General features: G+C 66.5%; 26 protein-coding genes. 10 read left to right on the top strand and 16 right to left on the bottom strand.

Annotated elements, in window-relative coordinates; all coding sequences use genetic code 11:
- The first annotated feature begins 68 nt into the window (after nt 1-68).
- Entirely contained in the window at nt 69-704 is a 636-nt protein-coding gene (locus VMI09_01220) for a hypothetical protein (protein HTQ23283.1), read from the top strand.
- A gap of 91 nt (nt 705-795) precedes the next feature.
- Here the strand turns inward: VMI09_01220 and VMI09_01225 are convergent, their stop codons facing one another.
- The gene (locus tag VMI09_01225; GenBank protein HTQ23284.1) at nt 796-1,818 is read right to left on the bottom strand and encodes an AAA family ATPase; all 1,023 of its coding nucleotides are present in this window, start codon (nt 1,816-1,818) and stop codon (nt 796-798) included.
- Nucleotides 1,819-1,970: 152 nt separating this feature from the next.
- Nucleotides 1,971-3,095, bottom strand: a complete 1,125-nt coding sequence (locus tag VMI09_01230; GenBank protein HTQ23285.1) for an LLM class flavin-dependent oxidoreductase — start codon at nt 3,093-3,095, stop codon at nt 1,971-1,973.
- A gap of 116 nt (nt 3,096-3,211) precedes the next feature.
- Between VMI09_01230 and VMI09_01235 the strand changes: the two genes are divergently transcribed.
- The gene (locus tag VMI09_01235) at nt 3,212-3,754 is read left to right on the top strand and encodes an ureidoglycolate lyase (protein ID HTQ23286.1); all 543 of its coding nucleotides are present in this window, start codon (nt 3,212-3,214) and stop codon (nt 3,752-3,754) included.
- Between the two features lie 99 nt (nt 3,755-3,853).
- Nucleotides 3,854-4,972: an amidohydrolase family protein gene (locus VMI09_01240; protein HTQ23287.1), complete on the top strand. Its 1,119-nt coding sequence runs from the start codon at nt 3,854-3,856 to the stop codon at nt 4,970-4,972.
- A gap of 15 nt (nt 4,973-4,987) precedes the next feature.
- Here VMI09_01240 and VMI09_01245 read toward each other — a convergent pair whose 3' ends face one another.
- A complete protein-coding gene (locus VMI09_01245) occupies nt 4,988-5,740 on the bottom strand; it encodes an SDR family oxidoreductase (GenBank protein HTQ23288.1) in 753 nt (250 codons plus the stop codon).
- Nucleotides 5,741-5,773: 33 nt separating this feature from the next.
- Nucleotides 5,774-6,583: an amidohydrolase family protein gene (locus VMI09_01250; GenBank protein HTQ23289.1), complete on the bottom strand. Its 810-nt coding sequence runs from the start codon at nt 6,581-6,583 to the stop codon at nt 5,774-5,776.
- A gap of 71 nt (nt 6,584-6,654) precedes the next feature.
- Between VMI09_01250 and VMI09_01255 the strand changes: the two genes are divergently transcribed.
- Nucleotides 6,655-6,855, top strand: coding sequence for a hypothetical protein (locus VMI09_01255; GenBank protein HTQ23290.1), 201 nt, complete (start codon nt 6,655-6,657; stop codon nt 6,853-6,855).
- On the opposite strand, the gene VMI09_01260 is transcribed toward VMI09_01255, so the two are convergent.
- The 3 genes from VMI09_01260 to VMI09_01270 form a co-directional block, all read right to left on the bottom strand.
- Complete coding sequence (locus VMI09_01260; protein HTQ23291.1) at nt 6,831-6,971, bottom strand: hypothetical protein; 141 nt, start codon at nt 6,969-6,971, stop codon at nt 6,831-6,833. The two genes, VMI09_01255 and VMI09_01260, sit on opposite strands and share 25 nt — an antisense overlap.
- Before the next feature lie 86 nt (nt 6,972-7,057).
- A complete protein-coding gene (locus VMI09_01265) occupies nt 7,058-7,819 on the bottom strand; it encodes an SDR family oxidoreductase (protein HTQ23292.1) in 762 nt (253 codons plus the stop codon).
- A gap of 42 nt (nt 7,820-7,861) precedes the next feature.
- On the bottom strand, nt 7,862-8,533 hold the full coding sequence (locus tag VMI09_01270) for an EthD family reductase (protein HTQ23293.1): 672 nt from the start codon (nt 8,531-8,533) through the stop codon (nt 7,862-7,864).
- Between the two features lie 72 nt (nt 8,534-8,605).
- Here VMI09_01270 and VMI09_01275 point away from each other — a divergent pair, with 72 nt between their 5' ends.
- Nucleotides 8,606-9,655, top strand: a complete 1,050-nt coding sequence (locus VMI09_01275) for a cobalamin-binding protein (GenBank protein HTQ23294.1) — start codon at nt 8,606-8,608, stop codon at nt 9,653-9,655.
- 8 nt (nt 9,656-9,663) lie between these two features.
- Here the strand turns inward: VMI09_01275 and VMI09_01280 are convergent, their stop codons facing one another.
- From VMI09_01280 to VMI09_01295, 4 genes are all read right to left on the bottom strand, one after another.
- A complete protein-coding gene (locus VMI09_01280; GenBank protein HTQ23295.1) occupies nt 9,664-10,575 on the bottom strand; it encodes an NAD(P)H-binding protein in 912 nt (303 codons plus the stop codon).
- Nucleotides 10,576-10,676: 101 nt separating this feature from the next.
- Nucleotides 10,677-11,690: a metallophosphoesterase gene (locus VMI09_01285; protein HTQ23296.1), complete on the bottom strand. Its 1,014-nt coding sequence runs from the start codon at nt 11,688-11,690 to the stop codon at nt 10,677-10,679.
- A 13-nt stretch (nt 11,691-11,703) separates the two neighbouring features.
- A complete protein-coding gene (locus tag VMI09_01290) occupies nt 11,704-12,495 on the bottom strand; it encodes an HAD family hydrolase (GenBank protein HTQ23297.1) in 792 nt (263 codons plus the stop codon).
- An 18-nt stretch (nt 12,496-12,513) separates the two neighbouring features.
- A complete protein-coding gene (locus VMI09_01295) occupies nt 12,514-13,677 on the bottom strand; it encodes an epoxide hydrolase (GenBank protein HTQ23298.1) in 1,164 nt (387 codons plus the stop codon).
- A 181-nt stretch (nt 13,678-13,858) separates the two neighbouring features.
- Here VMI09_01295 and VMI09_01300 point away from each other — a divergent pair, with 181 nt between their 5' ends.
- Entirely contained in the window at nt 13,859-14,995 is a 1,137-nt protein-coding gene (locus tag VMI09_01300; GenBank protein ID HTQ23299.1) for a MaoC family dehydratase N-terminal domain-containing protein, read from the top strand.
- Between the two features lie 47 nt (nt 14,996-15,042).
- Here VMI09_01300 and VMI09_01305 read toward each other — a convergent pair whose 3' ends face one another.
- The 4 genes from VMI09_01305 to VMI09_01320 are packed head-to-tail and all read right to left on the bottom strand — an operon-like array spanning nt 15,043 to nt 18,255.
- Complete coding sequence (locus tag VMI09_01305; protein HTQ23300.1) at nt 15,043-15,345, bottom strand: hypothetical protein; 303 nt, start codon at nt 15,343-15,345, stop codon at nt 15,043-15,045.
- 4 nt (nt 15,346-15,349) lie between these two features.
- Nucleotides 15,350-16,198, bottom strand: a complete 849-nt coding sequence (locus VMI09_01310; GenBank protein HTQ23301.1) for a heme ABC transporter ATP-binding protein — start codon at nt 16,196-16,198, stop codon at nt 15,350-15,352.
- 45 nt (nt 16,199-16,243) lie between these two features.
- Complete coding sequence (locus VMI09_01315) at nt 16,244-17,344, bottom strand: iron ABC transporter permease (GenBank protein ID HTQ23302.1); 1,101 nt, start codon at nt 17,342-17,344, stop codon at nt 16,244-16,246.
- Nucleotides 17,341-18,255 (bottom strand): ABC transporter substrate-binding protein, encoded by a 915-nt coding sequence (locus VMI09_01320; GenBank protein ID HTQ23303.1) that lies wholly within the window; start codon nt 18,253-18,255, stop codon nt 17,341-17,343. The genes VMI09_01315 and VMI09_01320 overlap by 4 nt, the downstream gene beginning before the upstream one ends.
- Before the next feature lie 154 nt (nt 18,256-18,409).
- Here VMI09_01320 and VMI09_01325 point away from each other — a divergent pair, with 154 nt between their 5' ends.
- The 3 genes from VMI09_01325 to VMI09_01335 all read left to right on the top strand — a co-directional run bounded on the left by VMI09_01325 (nt 18,410) and on the right by VMI09_01335 (nt 21,598).
- Nucleotides 18,410-20,236, top strand: a complete 1,827-nt coding sequence (locus VMI09_01325; protein ID HTQ23304.1) for an FAD-binding protein — start codon at nt 18,410-18,412, stop codon at nt 20,234-20,236.
- Between the two features lie 210 nt (nt 20,237-20,446).
- Nucleotides 20,447-21,049, top strand: a complete 603-nt coding sequence (locus VMI09_01330) for a glycosyltransferase family 4 protein (protein HTQ23305.1) — start codon at nt 20,447-20,449, stop codon at nt 21,047-21,049.
- A gap of 51 nt (nt 21,050-21,100) precedes the next feature.
- Entirely contained in the window at nt 21,101-21,598 is a 498-nt protein-coding gene (locus VMI09_01335; GenBank protein HTQ23306.1) for a hypothetical protein, read from the top strand.
- On the opposite strand, the gene VMI09_01340 is transcribed toward VMI09_01335, so the two are convergent.
- Nucleotides 21,588-22,346: a YkgJ family cysteine cluster protein gene (locus VMI09_01340; GenBank protein HTQ23307.1), complete on the bottom strand. Its 759-nt coding sequence runs from the start codon at nt 22,344-22,346 to the stop codon at nt 21,588-21,590. The genes VMI09_01335 and VMI09_01340 overlap by 11 nt on opposite strands.
- A gap of 142 nt (nt 22,347-22,488) precedes the next feature.
- On the opposite strand from VMI09_01340, the gene VMI09_01345 reads away from it, so the two are divergent.
- Nucleotides 22,489-23,673, top strand: coding sequence for an acyl-CoA dehydrogenase family protein (locus tag VMI09_01345; GenBank protein ID HTQ23308.1), 1,185 nt, complete (start codon nt 22,489-22,491; stop codon nt 23,671-23,673).
- The last annotated feature ends 72 nt before the right edge of the window (nt 23,674-23,745 follow it).

Consider the following 23,745-nt stretch of genomic DNA (forward strand, 5'->3'; position numbering starts at 1 on the left):
TGATGGTTCGTCGGGCCGTTGCTAAGTTGCGGGGAGGGAAGCGCCGCGCGTGGCGCAAAGATGCATCGATGACGCCCGAAGATCCCAAGGAAGAAGAACTCAGGAACGATTCGTCGGAGCGCAAGGACGACGCGCACGCTGCTGCCGGGGCGCAACCGGCGGCGGACACGGCGTCGCGAGCCGCCGCGTCCGCGGCTGATGCGGCAGCTGGCCCGGCTGGGGGCGGCGTGGCCGCGAAGCCGGCTGCGGCGGCAGGGGCGCCCGCCGCCGCCGTCAAAGTGGCGCCGGCGCCGCAGCCACCGCCTGCGCCGCCGCCCGCCAAGCCTCAGCCGGTTGACGAATTCGATCCGCTCGGATGGGACGTACCGCTCATCTGCAAGGACTGCGACAAGCCTTTCGCCGTGCCCTATCGCAACTTCCACGCCGGCGTGGTTTTCCATTGCCCTGCGTGCCAGGGCTCATGGGTTCCCAACACCACCATCGCCAAGGAGATGCGCAAGGTCTTCGACGGCTTTTGGGGGGAGCGCAAGCGCGCGCGCGAGGCCTTCGAGCGCGGCGAGCTTAGACTCGACCGCGAGGCGTTCGAGCGCCGGCAGGCGGACGAACTCAAGGCCTTCAAGGCGCGGCTGGAAGAACTCGCCAAGGAACTTAAACCCGCAGGCAAACTGGTGCGCCCCAAGGGTCTCGCCGCGATGTTCACCTAGGCGCGCGACGCTTTTTAGGACCCGTGCGCGCGCGGCTCGACGAAAGTCGGGTGCGGAAGGCCTGCTCGGCTGGCGTTGGTCGGTCTGACGCTTAGTTGGGCTGGGCGATTCTGCCGGGTTTCTGCAACGAATCGCCGCCGCCCGCTCGCGCCGGACCGTCCAGTGCTTCGTCGAAAGCGCGGATCTCGTGCGGATTGAGCGTGCGTGCGAGCGCCAGCATCCGGAGCGCGACGGCTTCGAGCGCGCGCCCGAGCCATCGGCGGAGCGGAGCGCCGCGGCGGCCGGGCACTTGCGCCCGCAGCGTCGAGAAGAGGCTGTCGTATTCGGTCACCGCCCCTTCGACCATCCGCGTATCGACCATCCTTGCGTCGCCGGAGTACGCGAGCAGCATCGCGTTGTGGCAGAGCACATTGATGCGCCGCGGAATTCCGCCGCTGTGGCGAACCAGGTGGCGCAGCGCCCCGCGCTTGAAAATTTTGTCGGCGGTGCCGTTGACCGCGCGCAGGCGCAGCTCGATATATTCGCGGCACTCGCCGCGTTGCAGGGGATTGAGCACGGTCTTGGCGCCGATCCGCTGCCCGAGCTGGCGCAGCGACGGATTGGTCAGCCGGCGCAGCAGTTCGGGTTGCCCGATGAAGACGAAATGCAGCTGCTTCTCACCGCTCCTGCCGCTGTTCGAGAAAAGCCGCAGCTGTTCCATCGTCTCGTCGCTGAGCCCTTGCGCCTCGTCGATTATCACGACCACGCGCTCGCCCGCTTCGAGCCCCAGGAGAAAATCGTTGACCGCTTCGAGGTCGGCGAGCTTGCCCGTGCTTTGGGTCTCGATTCCCAGCTGCTTCACGATGACCTTCAGCATCTCCTCGAAGGCCAGCTTGGGATTGCTGAGATAGGCGACACGCACGCGGTCGAACTGCCGGGCGAGGATCGCCAGCGCAAGCGTGGTCTTGCCCGTTCCGACCTCGCCGACCAGAACGGTAAAGCCGCTCGGCTCGTGGATCAGTCCCCATTCCAGGGCGGCGTAGGCTTCGCGATGCTCCCGGCTCATGTAGAGCTGGGCGGGCGATGAACTGAGCTGGAACGGAGGACCGGTGAGACCGAAATGGCTGTAGTACATGGCTTTTGCGCGCCCCCCGGCAGCGTATCAGCCTGCCGCCAATGATGTTAAAGCGGGTTTTTACTCATGTCTATACAGCTTGCAGCGTTTCCTGGAATTCAAGCGATTGAAAGCCCCACACGGAGTGAAAAACCCGCTGGCGTGAGGGGTTTTTACTCGACGCGCAGGCCGGCCTGGATGAGCAGCGGACGAAGCCGGTCGCGGTATTGCGCGAGGCCCTCGTCGTAATCGACCCAGCTGAGCGTAAGTCCGTCGAAACCGGCGCGCGCCATCGCGGCCATCCCATCCACCACCTGTTCCGGCGTGCCGACCAGCGGCATCGCCGAATAGCCGGCGATGAAGTTTTCGATCATTGCGCGGTACTGATCGCCGAGCGCGCTCTGCGAATTGGGAATCAGCGTCTCGATCAGGTTGTGCGCGGCCGCGAAGTCGCCCTTTTCCTTGACGTAGTAGTCGCGGTAGCGGCGTGCCTCGCGCTCGGTCTCGCGGCAGACTACGTAGCCCATCGTGAACACGCTGAGTTCGCGCGCATAGCGTTCGCGGGCGAGGCGCTTGATCTCGGCGCAGGTGGCGGCGAGCGTCGGCAGGTCGGGGCCCAGTGCGAAATTCAGGTCGGCGTGGCGCGCGGCGAACTCGCGGCCCGCCGGGCTGTTGCCCGCGCTCATGATCAGCGGCCACGGCCGCTGGACCGGCTTGGGTTCGGAGTAGGCGCCGGGCACGTTGAAAAAATTGCCCGCGAAATCGAAATCGTTCTCGGTCCAGAGACGCTTGAGCAGGGCGGTGAATTCGTCGGCGTACGTATAGCGCTGATCGTGCTCGCGCTGCGACACGCCGAACATCCGGATCTCGGGCTCGTTCCATCCCACGACGATGTTGAGCGCGAAGCGTCCGCCCGAGATGTGATCGATCGTCGCAATCTCTTTGGCTGCGCGCACCGGATGGATGGTCGGCACGTGCACGGTGGCGAAGATCCCGATGCGCTCGGTAGCCGCGGCCAGGCCCGCCGCCCAGGTCAGCGTTTCGAAGCTGCGATGGTTGAAATTGGTCGCGCCGCCGAACCCGCGCCATCGCGCGACCGGCACCAGCGCCTCGATTCCGGCGGCTTCGGCGGCGCGGGCGATCCGGACCGATTCCTCCCAATCAATCCTGAGCGTGCGGGGGGCGCTCGTCATCGCGCATCCGCTGCTCACGTTGAGCCCAAAGACTCCGAGCTTCAGGCGATTGGGACTCGCCGCGATCGGATTGGTTGCGCCCATTGGTTTCGACCTATGCGCCATGGCGGCGTTCGTTGTCAAACCAATTTGGAGTTGCTACACATCTGAATCGACACGCCGGCCGAACGATTTGCTTCCGATGCCGCGTCGGCAGACCGGCCGCGGAGGACGGAACCCCGATGGAAGAAACGATCAAGGTCAAGGTGGAGCCGATAACGGCCGAAGCGTTCCGGCCCTTCGGGCGGATGCTCGAAAACAAGGAGCCGGTGTTTCCGGAGGTTGACCCGGGCGAAGGGCGCGTCGCGATCGAACTGCTGACGCTCAAGCGGCCGGTGAACCCGCGGCGGCTCTCGCAGATGGCGGTGCATTTTTCGTACAACCAGACTTTCGTTCCGGTGCGCGGCTCGATGGCGTTGATCGTGGCGCCGGCGCCGCGCAATCGCGCCGAGGGGCACGCGCGTTTCGAGGTCGCGTACGACCGTCTCGCAGCCTTCATCATCGAGCCGGGGCAGGCGGCGTTCATCGACAAGGGCGTCTGGCACAACGTGGTCGCGCTTGGCGCAGAATGCCAGTTCGTCAACGTCACGCGCAAAAATCCCGGCGAAGGGACCACCGACCTCGAAAATGAAGTGGGCACCGGAAGGACGCCGGGCACGCGTCCGTATATAGAATTCCTCGACCTCAAAAAACGCGACCGCCGCGTGATTGAGCTGGAACTGTAGCGCCGTGCGGCGTCGGCAATAGTCAATCGCAATTTTCAATAGTCAATCATAAACCTCAATCCCGACTACCCGCCGAATACCCCGTATAAAAGATCGCCAATGAACACGCTCAAAGTGATCGACGCCGACGCGCACATGCTCGAACCGCCCGGGCTCTGGACCGAAGGGCTCAACCGGCGCTTTCGCGACCGCGCGCCGCGCATCGTCAAGGACCCCGGCGGGCGCAAGGGCTTGTTCTTCGTCTGCGAGCAGCTGCCGCCGCTGCGCGTATCGGGCGCGTTCGCCGCGGGCAAGACCTTCGACAAGAAGTTCCTCGAAGCCGGACTGGACAGCGCGCCGGCGGGCGGATGGGATCCGGCCGAGCGCCTGAAGGACATGGAACTCGACGGGGTGGAAGCGGCGGTGCTCTACACCACGATGGGCTTTGTCCTGTTCTGGATCGAGGACGCCGAGTTCCAGGAAGACTGCTTCCGCGTGTACAACGACTGGCTCGCGCAGTTCTGCAGCTACGCGCCGGAGAGGTTCGCGGGGCTTGCGATGATTTCGCTGTTCGACGTCGAGCGCGCGCGCCGCGAGCTCGAGCGCTGCGCCAGGATGGGGCTTAAGGGCGCGCTCATCTGGGCCGCGCCGCCCGAGGATCGCTCCTACACCGCCCGCGCCTACGATTCGTTCTGGGCCGCCGCGCAGGAGCTCAAGATGCCGCTCTCGCTGCATACGCTGACGGGCCGGACGAAGGCGGCGCAGCAGGACGAGTCGGATATCGGCGAGCTCTACGCGCGGATGGTGATTCGCACGCAGGAGGCGCAGCATTCGATCTGCTCGATGATCTTCGGCGGAGTGTTCGAGCGCTTTCCGGGATTGAAAATCGTCTCGGCGGAAAACGACATCGCGTGGGTGCCGCATCTGCTCGAGCGCGCCGACAAGTATTACCGCCGCTTCAAGCAGGGCTATGGCACGGCGCTGTCGCTCAAGCCGAGCGAGTATTTTCGCCGCCAGGTGTTCGCGACCTTCATCGACGATCCGCTGGGCCTCAAGATCTATAGCTACCTGGGCGCGGATAACTTCATGTGGTCGACCGACTATCCCCACCAGGCCGCGACCTGGCCGCATACGATGGAAGTGCTGGCGCGCGACTTCGCCGCGCTGCCCGAAGCCGACCGGCGGAAGATCGTGCGCGAGAACTGCGCGCGGGTCTATGGCTTCTCGCTACCCGGCTGAGCGCGTTCTGCGCGGCTAGAACGCGCTCCAGCCGCCGTCGATCGTCACCACGCTACCGGTCATGAAGCTCGCTTCGTCGCTGGCGAGGAAAATCGCGAGCGCGACGACCTCGTGCGGCAGACCGAAGCGCTTCATCATGTGGCGCTCCTCGATCGCCGCCCAGATCCCTTCGCGGTCGGGTAGATCCTTGATGAAGTTGCGGGGCATCGGCGTGTCGATCGCGCCCGGCGCGATCGCGTTGACCCGGATCCCGCGCGGGCTCAGGTCGAGCGCCATTCCCTTGGTCAGCATCGCGACCCCGCCCTTGGCCGCCGAATAGGCCGACATGTTCTGCATCGCGACCAGGCCGCCGACCGACGAGATATTGACGATCGAGGAGCCGGCGGGCATCGCCGGCACCGCTCGCTGGCTGAGGAAGTAGACCGATTTCAGATCGACGTCGTGCACCAGGTCCCATTCCGCGGGCGTGGTGTCGAGGAACGGCTTGCCCAGGATCACGCCGTGGTTGTTGTACAGCACGTCGATGCGCCCGCCGAATTTTTTCACCGCGCTGTCGACGATCGTGCGGATTCCGCCGGCGCTGGTGACGTCCGCCGCGACGTAGGTGATCGCGCCGGGCGCCAGCGCCTCGATTTCCTGCGCGGCGTCCGCGTTGAGGTCGCTGGCCAGTATGCGCGCGCCCTCCCGCGCGAACATCTTGCAGGCGACGCGTCCCTGTCCGCCCGCGGCGCCGGTGATGATCGTGTTCTTGCCTTTCAGCCGGTCCATTGTGCACTCCCTGCTTGACGTGATACGCACTTGCTACGCGGGACGGATCGGATAGAGCCTGAGCGCGTTGTCCCACATGATTTTGCGCTTGCTTTCGAGGGTCACTTCCGGAAGTTCCAGAAGTTCGTCGACGGCCGATTCGTAGCGCCGGCCCTCCGGATGCGCAAAATCCGTGGCCGTGACGATGTTGCCGTCGCCGATCATTTCGATCGTCTGCTTGATGAACGGATCGTCGGGATCGGCGGAGATGAAACACCGTCGGCGGAAGTAGTCGGCAGGACTCAGCTTGAGTCCGGGGATGCCGAGTCCGCGAAGCCCGCCCTGCACGCTCGCCGCCAGCCGGTCCATCCAGAACGGGACCCATCCGGCGCCCGATTCCAGGTGCACCACGCGGAGCCGCGGATGCCGCTCCAGCACGCCGCCCATGATCAGCGCGGTGCTGGCGAACATATTGCCGACCGTGAACGCGACCGTGACCTGCGCGGTCCGCAGCCCCGGCAAATAGTGATAGAGCATCTGGTCCGCGCCCACGCCTGCGCCCGTATGCACCGCGAGCGGCACGTCGAGGTCTTCGAGCGCGTTCCATAACGGTTCGTAAAAGCTGTCGTAGAGGCGATGCTTTCCGACCGGCACCGGATTGACGTGCACTGCCTTGAAGCCGAAATCCTTCACGCAGCGGCGCGCCTCGCGCGCCGCCTCCTCGGCGTCGCGGAGATCGACGGAGGCCGCGCCGAACACGCGCCCGCTCGTCTGCGTGCAGAAATCGCCGAGCCAGTTGTTGTAGGCGCGGCGAATCGCGGCCGCCGCGTCGGGCGCCAGCTCGGATGCCGCCGTGCTCAGCAGGCCGACCGTGGGATAGACGACCGTTCGGCTTCAAGAACGTGATCGAAACGCCCGACGGCGCGAAACAGGTGATGCCCTTCGGAAACGACCCGATGAGCGCCGAGGCGATCGAGCGCACCGGCGGCGCCGGTTTCGATCCGGGCGTGCGAGTCGCGCTGCTCGGCCATGACGAAGCGTACGCCGAGTTCGCGCGCGAGGATTTTCCGCCGCGCATGTATCCGCTGGCGATGGACCGCGCGGGCATCGACTACGCCAGCGGTTCGCCGGCGTAGTTCGCCCACGCCTCGGGAATCCACGAGTGGAATTTCGGCTCGAGGTATTTGTCGAACAGGTCGTTGGGTTCCACGACCTGTGCGTCGGCGTCGATGAAACGGTTGTCGTTGCGCATCAGTCATCCTCTGGCGCGCCGCGATCACCGTGCGGCGCGGCAATCCGCTGTTTTGCAGTCATCGCTGCTCAGTCATCGCCGTGCGATCATTGTGCGGTCATGGCGCCGTCAACCGGCAGCGACGCGCCGGTTACGAACGAGGCGTGATCCGACATCAGCCACACCACCGCCTCGCCAATTTCCTCGGGCTTGCCCATGCGCCGGATCGGCTCGACCGAGATCAGCCGGTCGCGCAGGCGCGGATGGCCGGTGACCATCTCGGCGACCATCGCGGTGTCGATCACGCCGGGGCAAACGGCGTTGACGCGGATGTCGTGACGCGCATACTCCAGCGCCGCCACCTTGGTCAGTCCGACCACGCCGTGCTTGGCGGCGGTGTAGGCCGGTTGCCCATGCGAGCCGACCAGTCCGGCGGCCGAAGCGGTATTGACGATCGCGCCGCGCGCGCCCTGCTTGAGCATCTGCAGAATTTCATACTTCATGCAGAGCCATACGCCTTTCAGATCGACCTCGATGATGCGGTCGAAGTTCTCTTCGGTGTCGTCGGCGGTGCGCAACGTCTTGCCGATGATGCCGGCGTTATTGTGCGCGCAGTCGAGGCGGCCGAAGAGCTTGACCGCGGCGGCGACCGTGGCTTCGACCTCGGCGGCGCGGGTCACGTCGCACTTGTGAAAGGCGGCTTCACCGCCGGCCTGCTTGATTGCCTTGGCGGTCTCCTCGCCGACGGCGACCGCATCAACCACCAGCACCTTTGCGCCTTCGCGCGCGGCGGCGAGCGCGGTGGCGCGGCCGATACCGTTTGCGGCGCCCGTTATCAATGCGACTTTGCCATACAGCAGTCCTGCCATCGTGAAATACCTCCGGAAAGTTCGGCTTGCGCGCGCGCCGCTTCAGCGCGACGCGATCTGGATGTGTTCGTTCGCCATAAAAAAGGTCATTTTCGGACCGTCGATGAACACGGCGCCGTCCGCCATCAGCTCTTTGCCGGCCGGCGACGCGAAAGCCTCGGCGAACGCCGCCGGGCTGTCGAACCATAGCTGCGCGACGCCGTCGAAGCGCGGCGTCCCGTAGAGATAGGCCTCGTCGATCAGATGCGACTGCACGTAGCGCCGCAGCCCCGGCAGCTTGAGCGCCATCGGCCCGTGCACCCCAAGCCAGTAATCGCGAAATTTCTCGACCGTCATCCCGGGCTTGATCACCAGCTGCCACACGCCCTTGACCAGGTTGCCGCCGGTTGGCCCGTCGAGCACGACGTGGTCGCGCGTCGCCATCCATTCGACGCGGGTCAGGTCGATGAAGTTGCGCTCGTCGGCGAGCGCGCCGTCGAGATATTCGGGGCTGCGCCGGAGCGTCGCCATCGCCTCGAGGCTGTCGATCAGCACCTCGGCCTCGCCGTCGTAGGGCGAGTTGGCGCCGAAGGCGGCGATGCGATGGCTCTGGACGTACCGATGGAGCTGCGGGATTTTGGCCGCAATCGGCCCGTGAGTCTCGCGCCAGTAGCGATGGAAATCCGCATCGCTCATCGAGGATTTGCGCGTGATGAAATAGTGTACGTGGAGCATTGTTCGGCCCTCCCGTTATGCCGCCGGCTCCTGTGCCGCCCGCGGCGCGACGCTCTTTTCGATTCCTGCCCGTTGTATAGCGCAGCACGCGCGGAATACGCCAATGGCGCGCGCGCCGCTCGCGCCGTGATGACAGCCGGCGCGGCGCGCAGTAATCTCGTGCTATCGCCGGAGCGCAAGGAGCATCGCGTGCATCGAATCGTAAGCCTTCTTCCGAGCGCGACCGAAATCGTCTGCGCGCTCGGCTTCGAATCGCAGTTGATCGGCCGCTCGCACGAATGCGACTTCCCGGCCGCCGTCGCCCGTCTGCCCGCGCTGACCGAGCCCAAGTTCAATCCCGACCGCCCGAGCAGCGAAATCGACCGTGAGGTGCGCCGTATCGTGGGCGAGGCGCTTTCGGTCTATCGCATCGACGCGCAAAAGCTGCGCGAGCTTGCGCCCGACGTCATCGTCACCCAGTCGCAGTGCGAGGTATGCGCGGTCAGCGAGCGCGACGTCGAGGATGCGGTCGGAAGCTGGCTCGGCGCGCGGCCGCAAATCGTGTCGCTCGCGCCGTATGGGCTCGCGGACATCTTCGCCGACGTCGAGCGCGTCGCCCGCGCGCTCGGCGAACCCGCGCGCGGCGGCGAGCTGGTGGGGCGGCTGATGGCGCGGATGGACGCGGTCGCGGCCCGCGCGCGGCGGGCCGCCGCTCGCCCGACGCTCGCGTGCATCGAATGGCTCGATCCGTTGATGGCGGCGGGCAACTGGATGCCGGAGATGGTCGCGATGGCGGGCGGCCATAACCTCTTCGGCAGCGCGGGCGAGCACTCGGGGCGGCTCGAATTCGACGCGCTGCGCGCAGCCGACCCCGACGTGGTGTTGATCGCGCCGTGCGGTTTCAACATGCGGCACACAGTGACCGAGCTGCCGGCGCTGGCGGCGCGTCCCGGATGGGCCTCGATGCGCGCGGTGCGCGAGGGGCGCGTCTTCGTCGCCGAGGGCAGCCAGTATTTCAATCGCCCCGGGCCGCGGATCGCCGAGTCGCTGGAAATTCTCGCCGAGATCCTCCATCCGGAGCTGTTTCAATTCGGCCACGAAGGCGCCGGCTGGTGTCGCGCGGAGGCCCCGGAAAGCGCGTAAGCGGGCGCTCAGGCTTTGGGTTTGAGATACGACATGCCGACGCGCGCGGGGGTCAGGCGGATTCCGAACTCGGCGATCAGCGGGCCATTGTCGCACCGGTTGTCGGCCACCAGGAAATCGACCGCGTCGCGCGAGAAGACCGGCCGCGGCAGCATCTCGCCCAGCATCCCGGCCATCCGCATCAGCGCCTCCGGCACGTGAACGACGGGCCGGCGATGGCCGGCAAGCTCCATCATCAGATCGATTAGCTGGTCGAAGTTCATCGGCTCGGGTCCGCCGATCGCAAACGTGGCGTTGCGCCCGCGTCCTGTTGCCGCCATCGCCACGCACGCGGCAAGGTCTTCGACCGCCACGGGCTGGACGATCTGCTTGCCGCTGCCGGGGATCGCGAAAATCGGCGCGTATTTGATCGCGCGCGCCAGCAGGTTGGTTACGCGGTCGTCCGCGCCGTAAACCAGCGAGGGGCGAAAGATCGTGTAGTCGAGGCCCGATTCGCGGATCGCGCGCTCGGCGCGTCCCTTGGCGCGAAAGCCCGGCTGGCGGCTCTGCTCATCGGCAGCGGCGCCGCTGATATAGATGACGCGCTCGGCGCCGGCCTTGCGCGCCGCCGCGAGCATCGCGAGAGTTCCGCCGTAGTCCACGCGCTCGAAGGTGAGCCCGCGGCGCGGATTTTCGATCGGATAGCCGTCGAACTGGGCCGCGTTGATCGCGACCTGCGCCCCGGCCATGGCCAGCTCCATCGAGGCGGCGTCGGTGACGTCGGCGCGGACGAACTCTGCGCCGGTCCCGGCAAGCCGGGCGCGCACGGCTTCGGGATTGCGCGTGAGCACGCGCACCCGCGCCGTGTCGCCTAGCCGCCGCACGATCCCGCGGCCGATGAAGCCCGAGCCGCCGGCGATCGCGACGGTAATGCGGTCCATTTCAGATTCCCGTGTGGTTTCGGATTCTCGCCTTGCCGATATTCGGTCGCGGATCCGCGGACCTGATGCGCGGGCCGGCGGGTCGGCGGAAACGGGCCGAGCTATGATGCCCGCCGGCGGCGGACGCGGGTGCGCCGGCGCCGCGGCCGCATCGGCGCGGCGGCCTCGGCGTCGTGTGCGCCGAAAGATGCATCAGAAGATGCGGCGCTCACGTCCAAGTCGCTGCTATTCGCCGGGTCGAGCGGCGTCAGGTGAAAGCGCGAGACTTCGGGCCGGCAATTGATCCGGATTCTCAGCCAGTACGTGCCGAGACCGCGATTGGTATAGATGTAGAAATCGCGGTAGCGATTCAGCCCCGAATAAAATTGCTTGCCAATCCGCAAGAGCTTGAGCGGCGAGCCGTAAAACGGCAGCCGCACCACGCCGCCATGCGTATGCCCCGAGAGCATCACTCCCGGCCTTAGATGGCGCACGTAGAGCGCGGTGTCCGGGTTGTGCGCGAGCAGCATCGTGCATTCTTCCGGGCGCACCCGCGCGAACGCGCGCGAGGGTTCGGCGCGCCGCGACCACAGGTCGTCGATTCCGACCACGACCAGCGGCTGGCCGCGGACGTGTAAGCGATGGCTTTCGTTGGCGAGCACGCGGACGCCGGCCTGCTCGAGCGCGCCGGTTATGCGCTCGACCGAGGACCAATGGTCGTGATTGCCCGCGACCGCGAAAGTGCCGAGCCGCGGCCTGAGCGCGCTCATGGCGTCGCGAAATCCCGTCAGATAGCGGCGCATCGTCTCCGGGCCGGTGAAGTAATCGCCGGTCAGGAAAATCAGGTCGGGGCGCTGCGCGTTGGCCGCTTCGACCGCCAGCACCAGGCGCTCGAGGTCTTCGTCGCGATCGACGTGCAGGTCGCTCAACTGGCAGGCGACGATCCCCTCCAGCGCGGCAGGCAGGCCGCGCACCGGGAGGCGGATGCGCGTGACATCTATCTCATCAAGCGTCCGGCGCCAGATACGGTGAAGCGGGCGGAGCGCGATGGATGGCTTGGAACGGCGCGCGCGCCGCGGCTGCTCTTTCGCAGTCTCGGCCCCCAGTACGTTCGCTGCAGAATCGGCCTTCGCCATCAGGGCACTCATATTAGAATATTTCGCGGAGAACGCGAACCTTCGTAATCACGGTAACGCGCTCGTCGTCGAGGTCGATTTCCTCGTGCTCCAGTTCCCAGGTGTGGGGATGGGGGATGAAGATGGCGCGCAGACCCGCGCGCAAGGCCGGGTTGATGTCCGAGCGGGGACTGTTGCCGATCATGAACGTGCGCGCGCGGTCGAGTCCGGCTGTCTCGACCAGCTGCCGGTACGCGGCTTCGTCCTTCTCCGGCGGCACTTCGACGTGGCTGAAATGGTGCCGCAGCCCCGAGCGCTCGAGCTTGCGCATCTGTTCGCGCGGGTGCCCCTTGGTGAAGAGGATCAGATGATGGCGCGCGGCGAGTTCGGCTAACGTCTGCGCGACGTCGGGCAGCAATGCGCATTCACGCGCAAGGAAATCCTCGGCGATACGCTCGACCGCCGCGACGACCGCGTCGCGCTCGCCCGGCGGCGCGACGTCCGCCGCGACCGTCCGCATCAGCACCACGAACGGCGCGCGCCCGTAGCCGTGGCTCTTGATAATTTCGAGTTCGCGCCGGCGAAGCGCTGCGCGCACCGCCGCCGTCTCGCCCGCACCCGCCGCAACCAGTTCGGCGACGAAGCGCGCCTCGGCCTCGAGGAAATGGATGTTGGAATCCCACAACGTGTCGTCGGCATCGAAGATGAGATGGAGCGGGCGGCCGTCGCCGAGCGGCTTTGGCCGGCGCTGCTGATCCGGATGCGGCGCCGCTTGCGCGGCGTCCTCTCGCGGACGATCCCGTGTTGGGGAGGGTGATTTGCTCAAGGCACGAAATGCGCGAGCCTAACGCAGCGGGCGGAAGAACGCGCGAATATCCTCGACCAGTTTAACCGGCTCCTCCATCGGGGCAAAGTGGCCGCCCGAGTCGAACACCGTCCAGCGCTTGAGATTGTAGTAACCCTCGGCCCAGCGCCGGGGCATCATGATGATCTCGTTGTGGAACACAGCGGCCGCGGTCGGCGCCTCGACCACCGGATGACGGTCATGCGCGGGGCGCCAGGGATTATGGATCGCCTCGTAGTAGTAGCGCGCGGAAGTCCCGTAGCTTTGCGTCGCCCAGTAGAGCGTCATCGTGGTGAGCAGTTCGTCGCGGGTGAAACGGCTCTCGACGTTGCCGCCGCAATCGCTCCACGCGCGGCGCTTGTCCAGCAGCCAGGAGCATAGGCCCGCCGGCGAATCGTTAAGCCCGAACGCGATCGTCTGCGGGCGCGTGAGTTGGATCGCTGAGTAGCCGCTGCCCTCGGAGAAGAACTTCATCGTGCGCTCGTGCCATCCTTCTTCACCCGGCCCGTAGAGCGAGGCGTCAGGCATCTTGCCGAGGAACGCACTCAGCGGCACCAGCAGATGGATATGCACGCCGTACAAAAGCTCCGCGTACTTGTGCCCGAGCTGCGCGGAGACGAGAGCGCCCCAATCGCCGCCCTGGGCGGCGAATTTTTTGTAGCCCAGCACGTCGCGCATCAGGGCGACCCACAAATCCGCCGTGCGCCAGTAGTTTATCCCGGTGGCCATAAGCGGCGTCGAAAATCCGTAACCGGGCAGCGACGGCACGATGACGTCAAACGCGTCGGCCGGGTCGCCGCCAAATGCGGCCGGGTCGGCGAGCGGACCGATAACCTTGTGAAAATCATAGAACGTCCACGGCCATCCGTGGCTCATGATAATCGGAATCGGATGCGGCCCTTTGCCGGGCTCGTGGACGAAGTGGATCGGGATGCCCTCGATGCGAGTCGTGTAGTGATGGAAGGAGTTGATCTGGCGCTCGGCGCGGCGCCAGTCGTAACCGTCGATCCAGTATTCGATGAGGCGCTTCAGATAGTCGCCGTTGGTGCCGTATTCCCATCCATCATTGGCGAAGTCGGCGGCGAAGCGCGTCCCCTTGAGCCGTTCCTTGAGATCGCGCAGGGTCTCGTCCGGAATCGCAACGGTAAACGGTTCTTTCGTCATGGCGTCGGCTCCTCGCTTGGTCACGCGAGGATGCTATCGCCGGGTGCGCGAGCGAGGCAATCGTAGGCGATGTTTGAGCAAGCGCACGAAGATCGGCCAATATGTCGAGACATCGGGAACGTCGAGCCAGGATGTCGAAACACGATCGATCGTACCGAGGGACAAGAGGAGCGACCCATTCATGGCGGAACCGCAGCAGCGCTTTTCATTGATCACCGACAAGAGCATCGCCGACCTGCGTAAATTGCTGGGCGTGCCGATCGAGGATTCGCTCGAGCCGTGGTGCTATGAGGCGACGCGCGACAATATCCGCCATTGGGCGCATGGCATCGGCGACGACAATCCGCTGTGGTGCGAGCCGCGATACGCGGCAAAGATGCAGACCACCGCCGCGGCGCCGCCGTCGTTTATTTTCGCGCTCAACCGCTCGTTCAGCGGATACGTGGGCGGATTGCCGGGCGTGCATGCCATGTTCGCCGGCATCGACGTGACGTGGCATCGGCCGCTGCTGCTTGGCGACCAGTTCACGACCAAGGCCTGGTTGAAGGACCTGGTCGAGCATCAGACGCGCTTCGCCGGCCGCGCCATTCAACAGATATATCGATGCGAATTTTACAATCAGCGCGACGAGATCGTCGCCGAGGGCGATAGCTGGTGCTTTCGCACCGAGCGCGACACCGCGCGCGAACGCGGCACCAAATACGAAGAGACCAAGCAGAAGCCGCCGGTCCACTATTCGCGGGAAGACCTGGCGAAGATTTTCGCCCTCTACGAAGCCGAGGAAATCCGCGGCACCAATTCGCGCTATATCGAAGACGTGAAGCCCGGCGACAGGCTGCAAACGATGGCCAAGGGACCGATGACCGTCACCGGGTTCATCGCGTTCGCGCAGGGATGGGGCGGGCTCTATATCCGCGCCAACAAGCTCGCATGGAAGCAACTGCAAAAGCATCCCGGCGTCGGTATCCCCAACAAGTTCGGCATCCCCGACGTGCCCGAGCGCGTGCACTGGGAGGATGACCTCGCGACGCTCGTCGGAACGCCGGCGGCGTACGATTACGGACCGGAGCGCTGCTCGTGGATGTCGCATCAGTTGACCAACTGGATGGGCGACGCGGGATTTTTGCGCCATCTGTCGGTCGAGATTCGCCGCCACAACCCGGTCGGCGACACGCTCTACATCAACGGCGAGGTGACGCGCGTCTTCAGCGAGGACGGCGCGCACTACGCCGAGGTCGCGCAGACCGCGACCAACCAGGACGGCGAACTGTCGGTGCGGGCGAAGGGCGTCGTGCGTCTGCCTTCGCGATCCAGGTAAGGGCGGCCCGCCGGCGCGCCCGGACGGCGCTATTCGGGCCGCGCGCGCTACTGCTTCATGCGCGGATCGTCGGCCGACACGCACATCGCGGCGCGCGAGCTTTCCCACAGTGCCCGGTCGCGTGCGCTGCTGCCGGGTCCAGCCTTGACTGCGTCGTCGAAGTCGTTGTGGCGCTGCGCTTCGCACTTTTCGCGCGTCGGGTAGGTGCCGAAGTTGGTCCACGCCGGCAGCGGCGCGTTGACGTAGGCGCGGGTCGAGAGCAGCTTGTGCTTCGAGTTGTAGTTTTCGTACATCGGCGGCGCGATCAGGCACCATCCCGCCAGAAGAATCGCTGCATGACAGGGTTTCATTTCTTCACCGCTTAAGCGGGCCGGCACCGGGCAATACGGCGAGCGCGCCGGTTTTCGGATTGCGTCCGACGTAAACTTCGGTTTCGTAAACCTCGCGCAGTTTCTCTTCGGTCAGGACCTCGTCCGGCGCGCCCCAGCCGATCGCGCGGCCGTTCTTGAGCAGCAGGACGCGATCGGCATAGAGCGCCGCCGCGTTCAGATCGTGCAGCGTCGCAACCACGGCGAGCCCGCGCTCGGCGCGCAATTCACCGAAGCGCCCGAAAATGTCGGCGACGTGGCGCAGGTCGAGATGGGCGGTGGGCTCGTCGAGGAGCGCCACGCGCGGCTCCTGCGCAAGCGCGCGCGCAAGGAATACCCGTTTGCGCTCGCCGCCCGAAAGCTCCTGGATCGGCCGTGTGGCGAGCGCGAGCAGATCGAAGTGCTCGAGCGCCTCGCGCGCGAGCATCAGGTCGCCGCGGTTTTCGAAATGAAACGATCCGAGATGCGGCGCGCGGCCCATCAACACTACTTCGAGCACGGTGAACGAGAAGGCGACCGAATTTTCCTGGCCGACGAAGGCGAGGCGGCGCGCGAGCGCCCGCCGTTCGAGAGAGGCCAGCGGCACGCCAAGCAACTCGACCGTCCCCTGCCACGGATCGAGCGAGCCGCAGAGCAATCGGAGCAGGGTGGACTTGCCCGCGCCGTTGGGGCCGACGATCGCCAGCATCTCGCCCGCCGCGACTTCCAAAGACACGCCGTGGAGCACGGCGCGCTCGCCGTACCCGCCGACCAGGTTGGAGGCGCGGAGCGCCGGCGCGGTGGCGCCGGCCGGGGCGTGCGGCGCGATCGAAGGCGAAGGCTGAACGTCGGTCATCTGATGCGATTCCTTGGCGCGATCCCTTGGGCGCGATCCTCGGGCTCAGAGCGCGAGCGGTCCGCGTCCCTCGCGGCGCAGCATATAGATGAAGAACGGACCGCCGCAGAGCGCGGTGATCGCGCCCACCGGCAACTCGCTCGGCGCGATCGCTACTCGCGCGACCAGGTCGGCAATCACCAGGAACGCCGCGCCGCCGAGGAACGACGCAGGCAGGAGCAAGCGATGGTCGGCGCCGAAGGCGAGGCGCAACATGTGCGGCACGATCAGGCCGACGAAGGAGATGATGCCGCTGACCGACACCGCCGCTGCGATCATCACCGAGGTCGCGATGAAGATCATCCGGCGCATCGGATCGACGTCCACGCCGAGCTGGCTCGCGGCCTCGTCGCCGAGGCTGAGCAGATTCAGGTCGCGCGCATGCGCCATCAGCACCGCGAATCCCGCGGCGCCCAGCAGGGCCACCATCGCGATCTCGCCGTAGGTCGGCGCCTCCAGGCTGCCCATCAGCCAGAAAACGATGTCGTGGACGTAGTAGTAATTGACCACGCTGTTGACCATCATGATGGCGGCGCCCCAGATCGAATTGAAGATCACCCCGACGAGCAGCAGCGTGAACGGCTCGAGCCGCCCGTCAACCACGGCCAGACGATAAACCACCGCGGTCGAGAGCAGCGCCGCGCCGAACGCGCAGAGCGGCACCGTCGTCACCGCGGCGGTGCGGCCGGCGACGAACACCAGCGCGACGATCGCGCCGAAGGCGCCGCCGCCCGAGATGCCGAGGATGCCGCCCTCGGCGAGCGGATTGCGCACCAGCGCCTGCAGCGCCGCGCCGACCGCGGCCAGCGCGGCACCGACCGCCGCGCCCATCAGGACGCGCGGCAGGCGCGCGCTGAAGAAGATCGCATGATCGGGGCTGCGCGGCTCGGAGAGAGCGCGCAGCAGGCTGATATGGACGGTGCCGAAGGCGGCCGCGACGACGGCGCTCAGCAGCACCAGGAGCGCAAGCGCGCCGAGCGTGAGCGTCATCCGGGCGCGCGTCAGATGCGCGGCGGAGAGATCTTCGATGGCGGCCGGCGCAAGCGCGGCGCCGCTGAAGCGCGCGGGCGCCGGGGGCGCGGAAATCCCCGCGGGTTCGTTCGTCATCGCGCAGCGCCCGGCGTGTCGGAGGGCGCGGCGAAAGCTTCCGGATGGATCCGCCGCGCCAGAATCTCCAGCGATTGCCACACGCGCGGCCCCGGCTGCAGCATCGGGTCCTGCGGATAGCCGTAAACGCGATGATCGCGGACGGCCGGCACGTTCGGATAGCGCGCCCAGAAGCCGGACGGCGTGCTCGCATCGCTCCCCATCGCGCCGTCCAGAATCACCTCGGGCCGGATCGCGATGATGTACTCGAGGCTGAGATGCGGCCAACCCTGGTCCGAGAGGTCGGCGAGATTGTCGCCGCCCGCAAGCTTCAGCAGACCGTCGAGAAAGGTGCCGCGTCCGACCGCGACGATCGGCTGATGCCCCACCAGCATTACGACCGTGCGCGGTTTGGTGTGCGCGATGCGCGCGCGGACGCTGTCAATATGGGCCTGGATCGTCGCAAGCAGGCGCGCAGCCTCCCGCTCGCGGCCGGTGCGCGCACCGATGAGGCTGATGCTCTGCTCGATGCCCCCCAGCGAGTTGTCGTCGATGGTGAGCGTCGGATAGCCCATCGTCTGGAGCGCGCGGACCTCGCGCTGGCTCGAGGTGAGTCCGGGTCCGATGATGAGGTCGGGGCGCAGCCCGACGATCGCCTCGACGTTGGGCGTGAGAAAGCTGCCGACCCGCGGCAGATGCGCCACCTCGGGCGGATAGTCGCAATACTGCGAGACGCCGACCACTTCGCCGCCGGCGCCGAGCGCGAAAAGCGTTTCGGTGACCGCGGGCGCGAGCGACACGATACGCCTGGGCGGCGAGGTGGCGGCGGCGGCGGAGCCGCCGATCGCAAATGCGGCAGCGATCGGCAGGGAAAGCGCAGCGCGGCGCATCCGGGCGATGCGCGCGGCGAGGGTTTCGCGAACGCAGGGCATCCTGCGAAATTACCCGATCCCGGGCGCCGCCGTAAGCCGTCTCGCCGCGGCCGGGACTGCCTTGCATCCGCGCGGCCGGCTCGGTTAGGCTCGACGCGCATCGCCATCCGGCCCCCGCTCGACCATCGCGACGTCTTAAGGAGTAGCCAGCGCCGTGCTCAGGATCGCCGTCTGTATCAAGCAGATTCCGTTAATCGAGGACGCCAACTTCGACCCGGTGACCAAGACCATCCGGCGCGACGGCGTCAACGTGATAAGCGCGTTCGATCTCCGCGCGATCGCGCTCGCGGCGGAATTCAAAGGCAGCCTAGGCGCTCACGCGACGGTCGTTACGATGGGGCCGCCGCAGGCGCGCGCGGCGCTGACCGACGCCCTGGCGATGGGGATGGATCGCGCGGTGCATCTCGAGGATCGTGCCTTCGCCGGATCCGATACGCTTGCCACCGCGCGCACGCTCGTGGCGTGGCTCAGGCGCGAGAACTTCGATCTGATCCTGCTCGGCAAATATTCGCTCGACGCCGAGACCGGACAGGTCGGTCCCGAAATTGCCGAGCTGCTCGGCGTCGCGCAGGTCACCGGTGTGCGCAAGGTCGAGATAAAGGACCGCGGCGTCCGGGCCGAGCGCGAGAGCGATGAAGGATACGACGAAGTCGAATGCGCACTGCCCGCCGTGCTGACCTGCGCCGAGCGCGTCGCGCAGCCGATCCGGGTAAGGGCCGAAGCCGCGGCCACGGCAAGCGCGCGGCCGATCGAGGTCGTCCGCGCAGCAGCGCTCGACTCCGATCTTGCGCAGTTCGGTGCGGGCGCATCGCCGACCTGGGTGCAGGAAGTGCGCGCGGTCGAGACCGGTCATCCGCAATGCCGCACGATCGACGCCGCCGATCCGGCGCGCGCGGCGCGCGAAGTTGTCGCGGCGCTGGCCGCGATGGGTGCGCTCAGGCGCGAGGACAGGATTCGCCGCCCGGTAAGCGCGGCGATCCGTAAACCGGCTCGCGGGCGCGACCTGTGGGTCGCCTGCGAAACCGATCTGGCGGGCGCGATCACGCGCGGCAGCCTGGAACTGCTCTCGCACGGCGATCAGCTGGCCGCGCGGCTGGGCGGCGCGCTGGTCGCCGTCGGGTTTTCGGCAACGATCGCGCGCCACGCGCAATTGCTGGCAAGCTTCGGCGCCGACCACGTCCTGACCCTCGACCATCCCGCGCTGGAGTCGTATGCGCCCGAGACCGCGGCCGAAGCGATGGCGCATCTGGTGCGCGAGCGGACGCCGTGGGGCTTGCTGCTCTGCGCGAGCGAGCGCGGCCGCGATTGGGGACCGCGGTTGGCGGCGCGTCTTGGCCTGGGCCTTACCGGCGATGCGATCGGAATCGAGCTTGACGGCGAAGAACGGATGGTCGCGCTGAAGCCGGCGTTCGGCGGCAACATAGTCGCGCCAATTTTGTCCAAAACGCTGCCGCAGATGGCTACGGTGCGGGCCGGCGTGCTTGAGCTTGCCGCCGCCGACAGCACCCGCGAAGCGGCGGTGGAGACATTGCGGCCCCGGATTTCGCCGGCGCTCAGCCGGACGATCGCGACGCACTCGCTGCTCGATAATTCGGTCGCGCCGCTCGATGGCGCTCACATCGTGGTCGGGGTCGGGATGGGCGTTGGCGGACCCGCCGGCGTCGCGGCGGCCAAGCACCTCGCGCGCCTCCTTGGTGCCGGGATGTGCGCCACGCGCCGCGTGACGGATCAGGGATGGATGCCGCGGCAGTTGCAGGTCGGGTTGACCGGCAAGGCGATCGATCCGCGCCTATACATTGCGCTGGGCGTGCGCGGCGCACCTAACCATACGGTCGGAATCAAGCGGGCCGAGGTCGTCGTCGCGGTCAATATCGATCCTGAGGCGCCAATTTTTGAGCACGCGACGTTTGCTCTGGTTGGCGATTTTTCGACGATCCTTGCTGCGCTTTGTGCTGAATTCGAAAACAAGTTTTCGCTTTGAACGCTTGGGCGGTGATCGCTTCCGCGCGTTCAGAGGTCAATTCAGTGCAATCGATCGAGGTTTGATCATCCGCTGTGTGAAAATTTGCTCAGAAAGCCTTTAGACTCGCGACATGGTGTTGTAATTAGCAGACTTGACCCTAGCATTGCAATTTCTTATATAAGGAGCAAGGTCTAAAACTGTTAAAGCTTTTTTGTAGCCCGCGGCTACGTGATCGGCGGCACGCTCTATCAGACCGAGGGCAGCCAATACGACCTCGAGGATCTGCGCCGCCTGGCCGCGAACCTCGGGCTTGAGGGCCGCGTCGGCTTCACCGGGTTTGTCGACGAGCCCGCGGCCGCGATGCGCGCTCTCGACGTCGTCGTCCACGCGAGCACGCAGCCCGAACCCTTCGGGCTGGTGATCGCGGAGGCGATGGCGTGCGGGCGGGCGGTGGTGGTGAGCGGCGGCGGCGGCGCTGCCGAGCTGGTAAGGCCGGGCGAGGACGCGCTGGTCCACGAGGCGGGGCGCGCGAGCGCGCTGGCCGAGCGGATCGGCGAACTCGCGCGCGACTCGGCGCTGGGCGCGCGCGCGGAGCAATCGGCGCGGCAGCGCTTCGCGCGCGCGGCTCGCGGATCAACTTCTGCCGATTTACCGCCAGCTCTCGGTCAAGGCCGCCCGGCGCGCGGGCAGCACCTGAGCGCTGGAATCGTTACTGCCGGCCTCGAGACGGTTGTGGCGACGTTCGTGCGGTTTAAGCGGAGAACTCCAAGCGGAGTTCGCGCCGTGCTTTGCGGGCCGGGCGCAAGACGCCTCGCGGAAAACTCCGATTAAAATCGCAGGCGTGGATCGCAAACTTGTGCGCAATTGGTTAGGGTCGCTCTGATGCGCCGCGACAAGCTTAATTGGCAGAGGTGTATCGCGCTGATCGCGGGGGTGATTCTAACCGGTTGCGCCGCGTCCAAGCCCCCGCCCGAGATTCCGGACATCCCGCTTGCCTCGTACACCGCTTTTGAATTGCCGCCGGTCGCGAACCAGAGCGGGCCGGCAGGCGCCGAAGCCGCGCAAGTCATCGGTGAGGGCGTGGCGGTCGAGCTCAGGAACCGCGGCTACAACGTCGTCGCGAGCGCGCCGGCCGAATCGGAGCCGCTGCTGATCAAGTGCGAACTGACGGGCTACCAGCCCGACACTTCTTCGGGCAACAACGGCACCACCGCGATTACGTTGAAGATCACCTTCATCGACATGAAGAACGGCCACGTGCGCGGCGAATTCGAGGACGCGCAGAACGTCCAGGGCGGCGGACTGCAGAGCGACCGCGATATCCTGCTCGGCTTCGCCAAGGGCGCGGGAATTCAGATCGACTCCAGAATCAAGGGTTAGCCGGCGGCCCCGCCGCTTCGCCGGGCCCGTAGCCGAGGCTCGTTGCAAGCATCACCGCCGCTGCCGCCGCCGTCGCCCCGTCGCGCTCGCGTGCCGATATTTCGCGGAGCGCCGCGACATGCGCGAGTGCGGTTTCTCCGGCGTCCGCACGGCCGCATCCAAGGCCGTCTGGATCGAACAGCGCGTCGATTAGCGGATTCGGATCGTAGTTGGTTTCCGCCAGCGCCTCGCGCGCGGCGCGTCGCCAAAACTCGCGCGGTTCGACGCATTCGAAATCGACGCTCGCGGCGACGCGCTGGCGGAGGGCCGCGACCATCGGATAATAGCGCGCCGCGGCGTCGAAGTAGGGCGCGGCCTCCTGAGCTTCGAGAAATTCCGCGACTGTTCCCGAGCGTCCGTATTCGCCAAGCGAACCGACGGCCGGTTCGAGCTTAACGAAGCGCTCGACATATCCCGCGCCGGCGGCGCCCGCCGAGCGCTCGAGGCCGAGCGGATAAAGGCGGCAGGCGAGCGGGCGTCCCGGATGGATCGCGCAGCCCGCCGCGCCCAGCGCGGCGCATCGGCCGTCGGAGAGAAAGCGCAGGAGCGAACCGCGGCGTATGGTGAAGCGCGCGACCGCCGTTCCCGTGCTCACCCCGGTGGCGCGAGCGATCCGGATTAGGTCGTAGGGCGAGAGCGTAATCACCTTATCGCGGCAGCAGCGGCCGCATCGGTTGCAGAGGTATGAGAATTTGCTTTCGCGCTCCATCCGGCAAGCTTTGTCCGGCGGGCGAGATCGATCAATCGCTCGATCGCCGGCCTTTCTCGCTCTCATCAGCGCCACTACCCCGCCAAACGCCGGTTCGCTAGCATCGCTCACGGCATCGAACTTCGACCGGGGTAACCGAGCGATGGATTTCAACTACACGCCCGAACAGGAAGCCTACCGGATGGAAGTGCGCGGATGGCTCGAGGCCAATCAGCCGCCGCCGCTTACGCCGGAGGAAAAAGAACGCGCCGACGAAAACTTTCTCTGGGAGCGCCTGAGGCTCTGGCACAGGAAGCTCTACGAAGGCGGATGGGCCGGGCTCACCTGGCCGAAGCAGTTCGGCGGACGCGGCGCGACCTTCGTCGAGCAGGTCATCTTCCAGCAGGAACTCGGACGGTTGAACCTGCCGATGGGATCCAACGTGCTCGGCGTGATCATGACCGGTCCCGCGCTGATGCAGTGGGGCACCGAGGAGCAGAAGCAGCGCTACCTGCAGAAGATCCTGAGCGCTGAGGAGATCTGGTGCGAGGGGATGTCGGAGCCTGCCGCCGGATCGGACCTGGCCGCGCTGCAGACCCGCGCCGTGCTCGAAGGCGACAGCTTCGTCGTCAACGGCCAGAAGGTCTGGACCACGCTCGCCCATCGCTCGCAGTTCTGCCAGCTCTTCGTGCGCACCGACCCCGACGTTCCCCGCCATAAGGGATTGAGCTGCCTGTTGGTGGATATGAAAAGCTCCGGCGTCACCGTGCGCCCGCTCAGACAGATAACCGGCGATTCCGAGTTCAACGAAATCTTTTTCGAGGATGTGCGCGTGCCCAAGCAGAACCTGCTCGGGCCGCTCAACCAGGGGTGGCAGGTGCTGGTCTCCACGCTGATGCACGAGCGATTCGGGATCGGCGAGACGATCGGCGGCACCGAGCAGACCCTCGCGCAAATGGTCGAGATCGCGCGCGGCGCGATCATCGATGGGCGCGCGGCGGCCGAGGACGATGAGATCCGCCAGCAGCTCGCGCAGTTCGCGATCGAAGTCGCGGCAAAAAAATACAACGGCCTGCGCGCGCTGACGCGCCGGCTGAAGGGTCAACTGCCCGGCCCGGAAAGCTCGATCGGCAAGCTGGTCTCGACCGAGCTGACGCAGCGGATGGTCAAGTTCTCGGGGCGGCTGCTCGGCGAGTTCGCGCTGCTCGAGCGCCGCTCGCCGTTTGCGCCTGACGGCGACTGGCTGCGGCGCATCCTTTACAGCGAGAGCATGACGATCGCGGGCGGGACCTCGGCGGTGCAGAAGAACATGATCGGCGAGCGTATCCTGCAGCTGCCCAAAGGCTGAGGCCCGCGTTCGCCGGCCCGCCGCAGACCTTTTTTGGGACCTGCGCTGCACTTGTCCCGTGCGCCAAGTTCT

This window comes from Candidatus Binataceae bacterium (assembly GCA_035500095.1).
In the GTDB taxonomy this organism is placed as follows: Bacteria; Desulfobacterota; Binatia; order Binatales; family Binataceae; genus JAKAVN01.

What these genes read in the sequence shown, in the direction of transcription:
- VMI09_01270 (HTQ23293.1), bottom strand. Translation starts at nt 8,533, where the DNA reads ATGCTCCACGTACACTATTTCATCACGCGCAAATCCTCGATGAGCGAT.
- VMI09_01220 (HTQ23283.1), top strand. Translation starts at nt 69, where the DNA reads ATGACGCCCGAAGATCCCAAGGAAGAAGAACTCAGGAACGATTCGTCG.
- VMI09_01280 (HTQ23295.1), bottom strand. Translation starts at nt 10,575, where the DNA reads ATGGACCGCATTACCGTCGCGATCGCCGGCGGCTCGGGCTTCATCGGC.
- VMI09_01265 (HTQ23292.1), bottom strand. Translation starts at nt 7,819, where the DNA reads ATGGCAGGACTGCTGTATGGCAAAGTCGCATTGATAACGGGCGCCGCA.
- VMI09_01230 (HTQ23285.1), bottom strand. Translation starts at nt 3,095, where the DNA reads ATGGCGCATAGGTCGAAACCAATGGGCGCAACCAATCCGATCGCGGCG.
- VMI09_01320 (HTQ23303.1), bottom strand. Translation starts at nt 18,255, where the DNA reads ATGCCCTGCGTTCGCGAAACCCTCGCCGCGCGCATCGCCCGGATGCGC.
- VMI09_01240 (HTQ23287.1), top strand. Translation starts at nt 3,854, where the DNA reads ATGAACACGCTCAAAGTGATCGACGCCGACGCGCACATGCTCGAACCG.
- VMI09_01260 (HTQ23291.1), bottom strand. Translation starts at nt 6,971, where the DNA reads ATGCGCAACGACAACCGTTTCATCGACGCCGACGCACAGGTCGTGGAA.
- VMI09_01310 (HTQ23301.1), bottom strand. Translation starts at nt 16,198, where the DNA reads ATGACCGACGTTCAGCCTTCGCCTTCGATCGCGCCGCACGCCCCGGCC.
- VMI09_01340 (HTQ23307.1), bottom strand. Translation starts at nt 22,346, where the DNA reads ATGGAGCGCGAAAGCAAATTCTCATACCTCTGCAACCGATGCGGCCGC.
- VMI09_01345 (HTQ23308.1), top strand. Translation starts at nt 22,489, where the DNA reads ATGGATTTCAACTACACGCCCGAACAGGAAGCCTACCGGATGGAAGTG.
- VMI09_01235 (HTQ23286.1), top strand. Translation starts at nt 3,212, where the DNA reads ATGGAAGAAACGATCAAGGTCAAGGTGGAGCCGATAACGGCCGAAGCG.
- VMI09_01225 (HTQ23284.1), bottom strand. Translation starts at nt 1,818, where the DNA reads ATGTACTACAGCCATTTCGGTCTCACCGGTCCTCCGTTCCAGCTCAGT.
- VMI09_01305 (HTQ23300.1), bottom strand. Translation starts at nt 15,345, where the DNA reads ATGAAACCCTGTCATGCAGCGATTCTTCTGGCGGGATGGTGCCTGATC.
- VMI09_01315 (HTQ23302.1), bottom strand. Translation starts at nt 17,344, where the DNA reads ATGACGAACGAACCCGCGGGGATTTCCGCGCCCCCGGCGCCCGCGCGC.
- VMI09_01295 (HTQ23298.1), bottom strand. Translation starts at nt 13,677, where the DNA reads ATGACGAAAGAACCGTTTACCGTTGCGATTCCGGACGAGACCCTGCGC.
- VMI09_01245 (HTQ23288.1), bottom strand. Translation starts at nt 5,740, where the DNA reads ATGGACCGGCTGAAAGGCAAGAACACGATCATCACCGGCGCCGCGGGC.
- VMI09_01300 (HTQ23299.1), top strand. Translation starts at nt 13,859, where the DNA reads ATGGCGGAACCGCAGCAGCGCTTTTCATTGATCACCGACAAGAGCATC.
- VMI09_01335 (HTQ23306.1), top strand. Translation starts at nt 21,101, where the DNA reads ATGCGCCGCGACAAGCTTAATTGGCAGAGGTGTATCGCGCTGATCGCG.
- VMI09_01255 (HTQ23290.1), top strand. Translation starts at nt 6,655, where the DNA reads ATGCCCTTCGGAAACGACCCGATGAGCGCCGAGGCGATCGAGCGCACC.
- VMI09_01285 (HTQ23296.1), bottom strand. Translation starts at nt 11,690, where the DNA reads ATGGCGAAGGCCGATTCTGCAGCGAACGTACTGGGGGCCGAGACTGCG.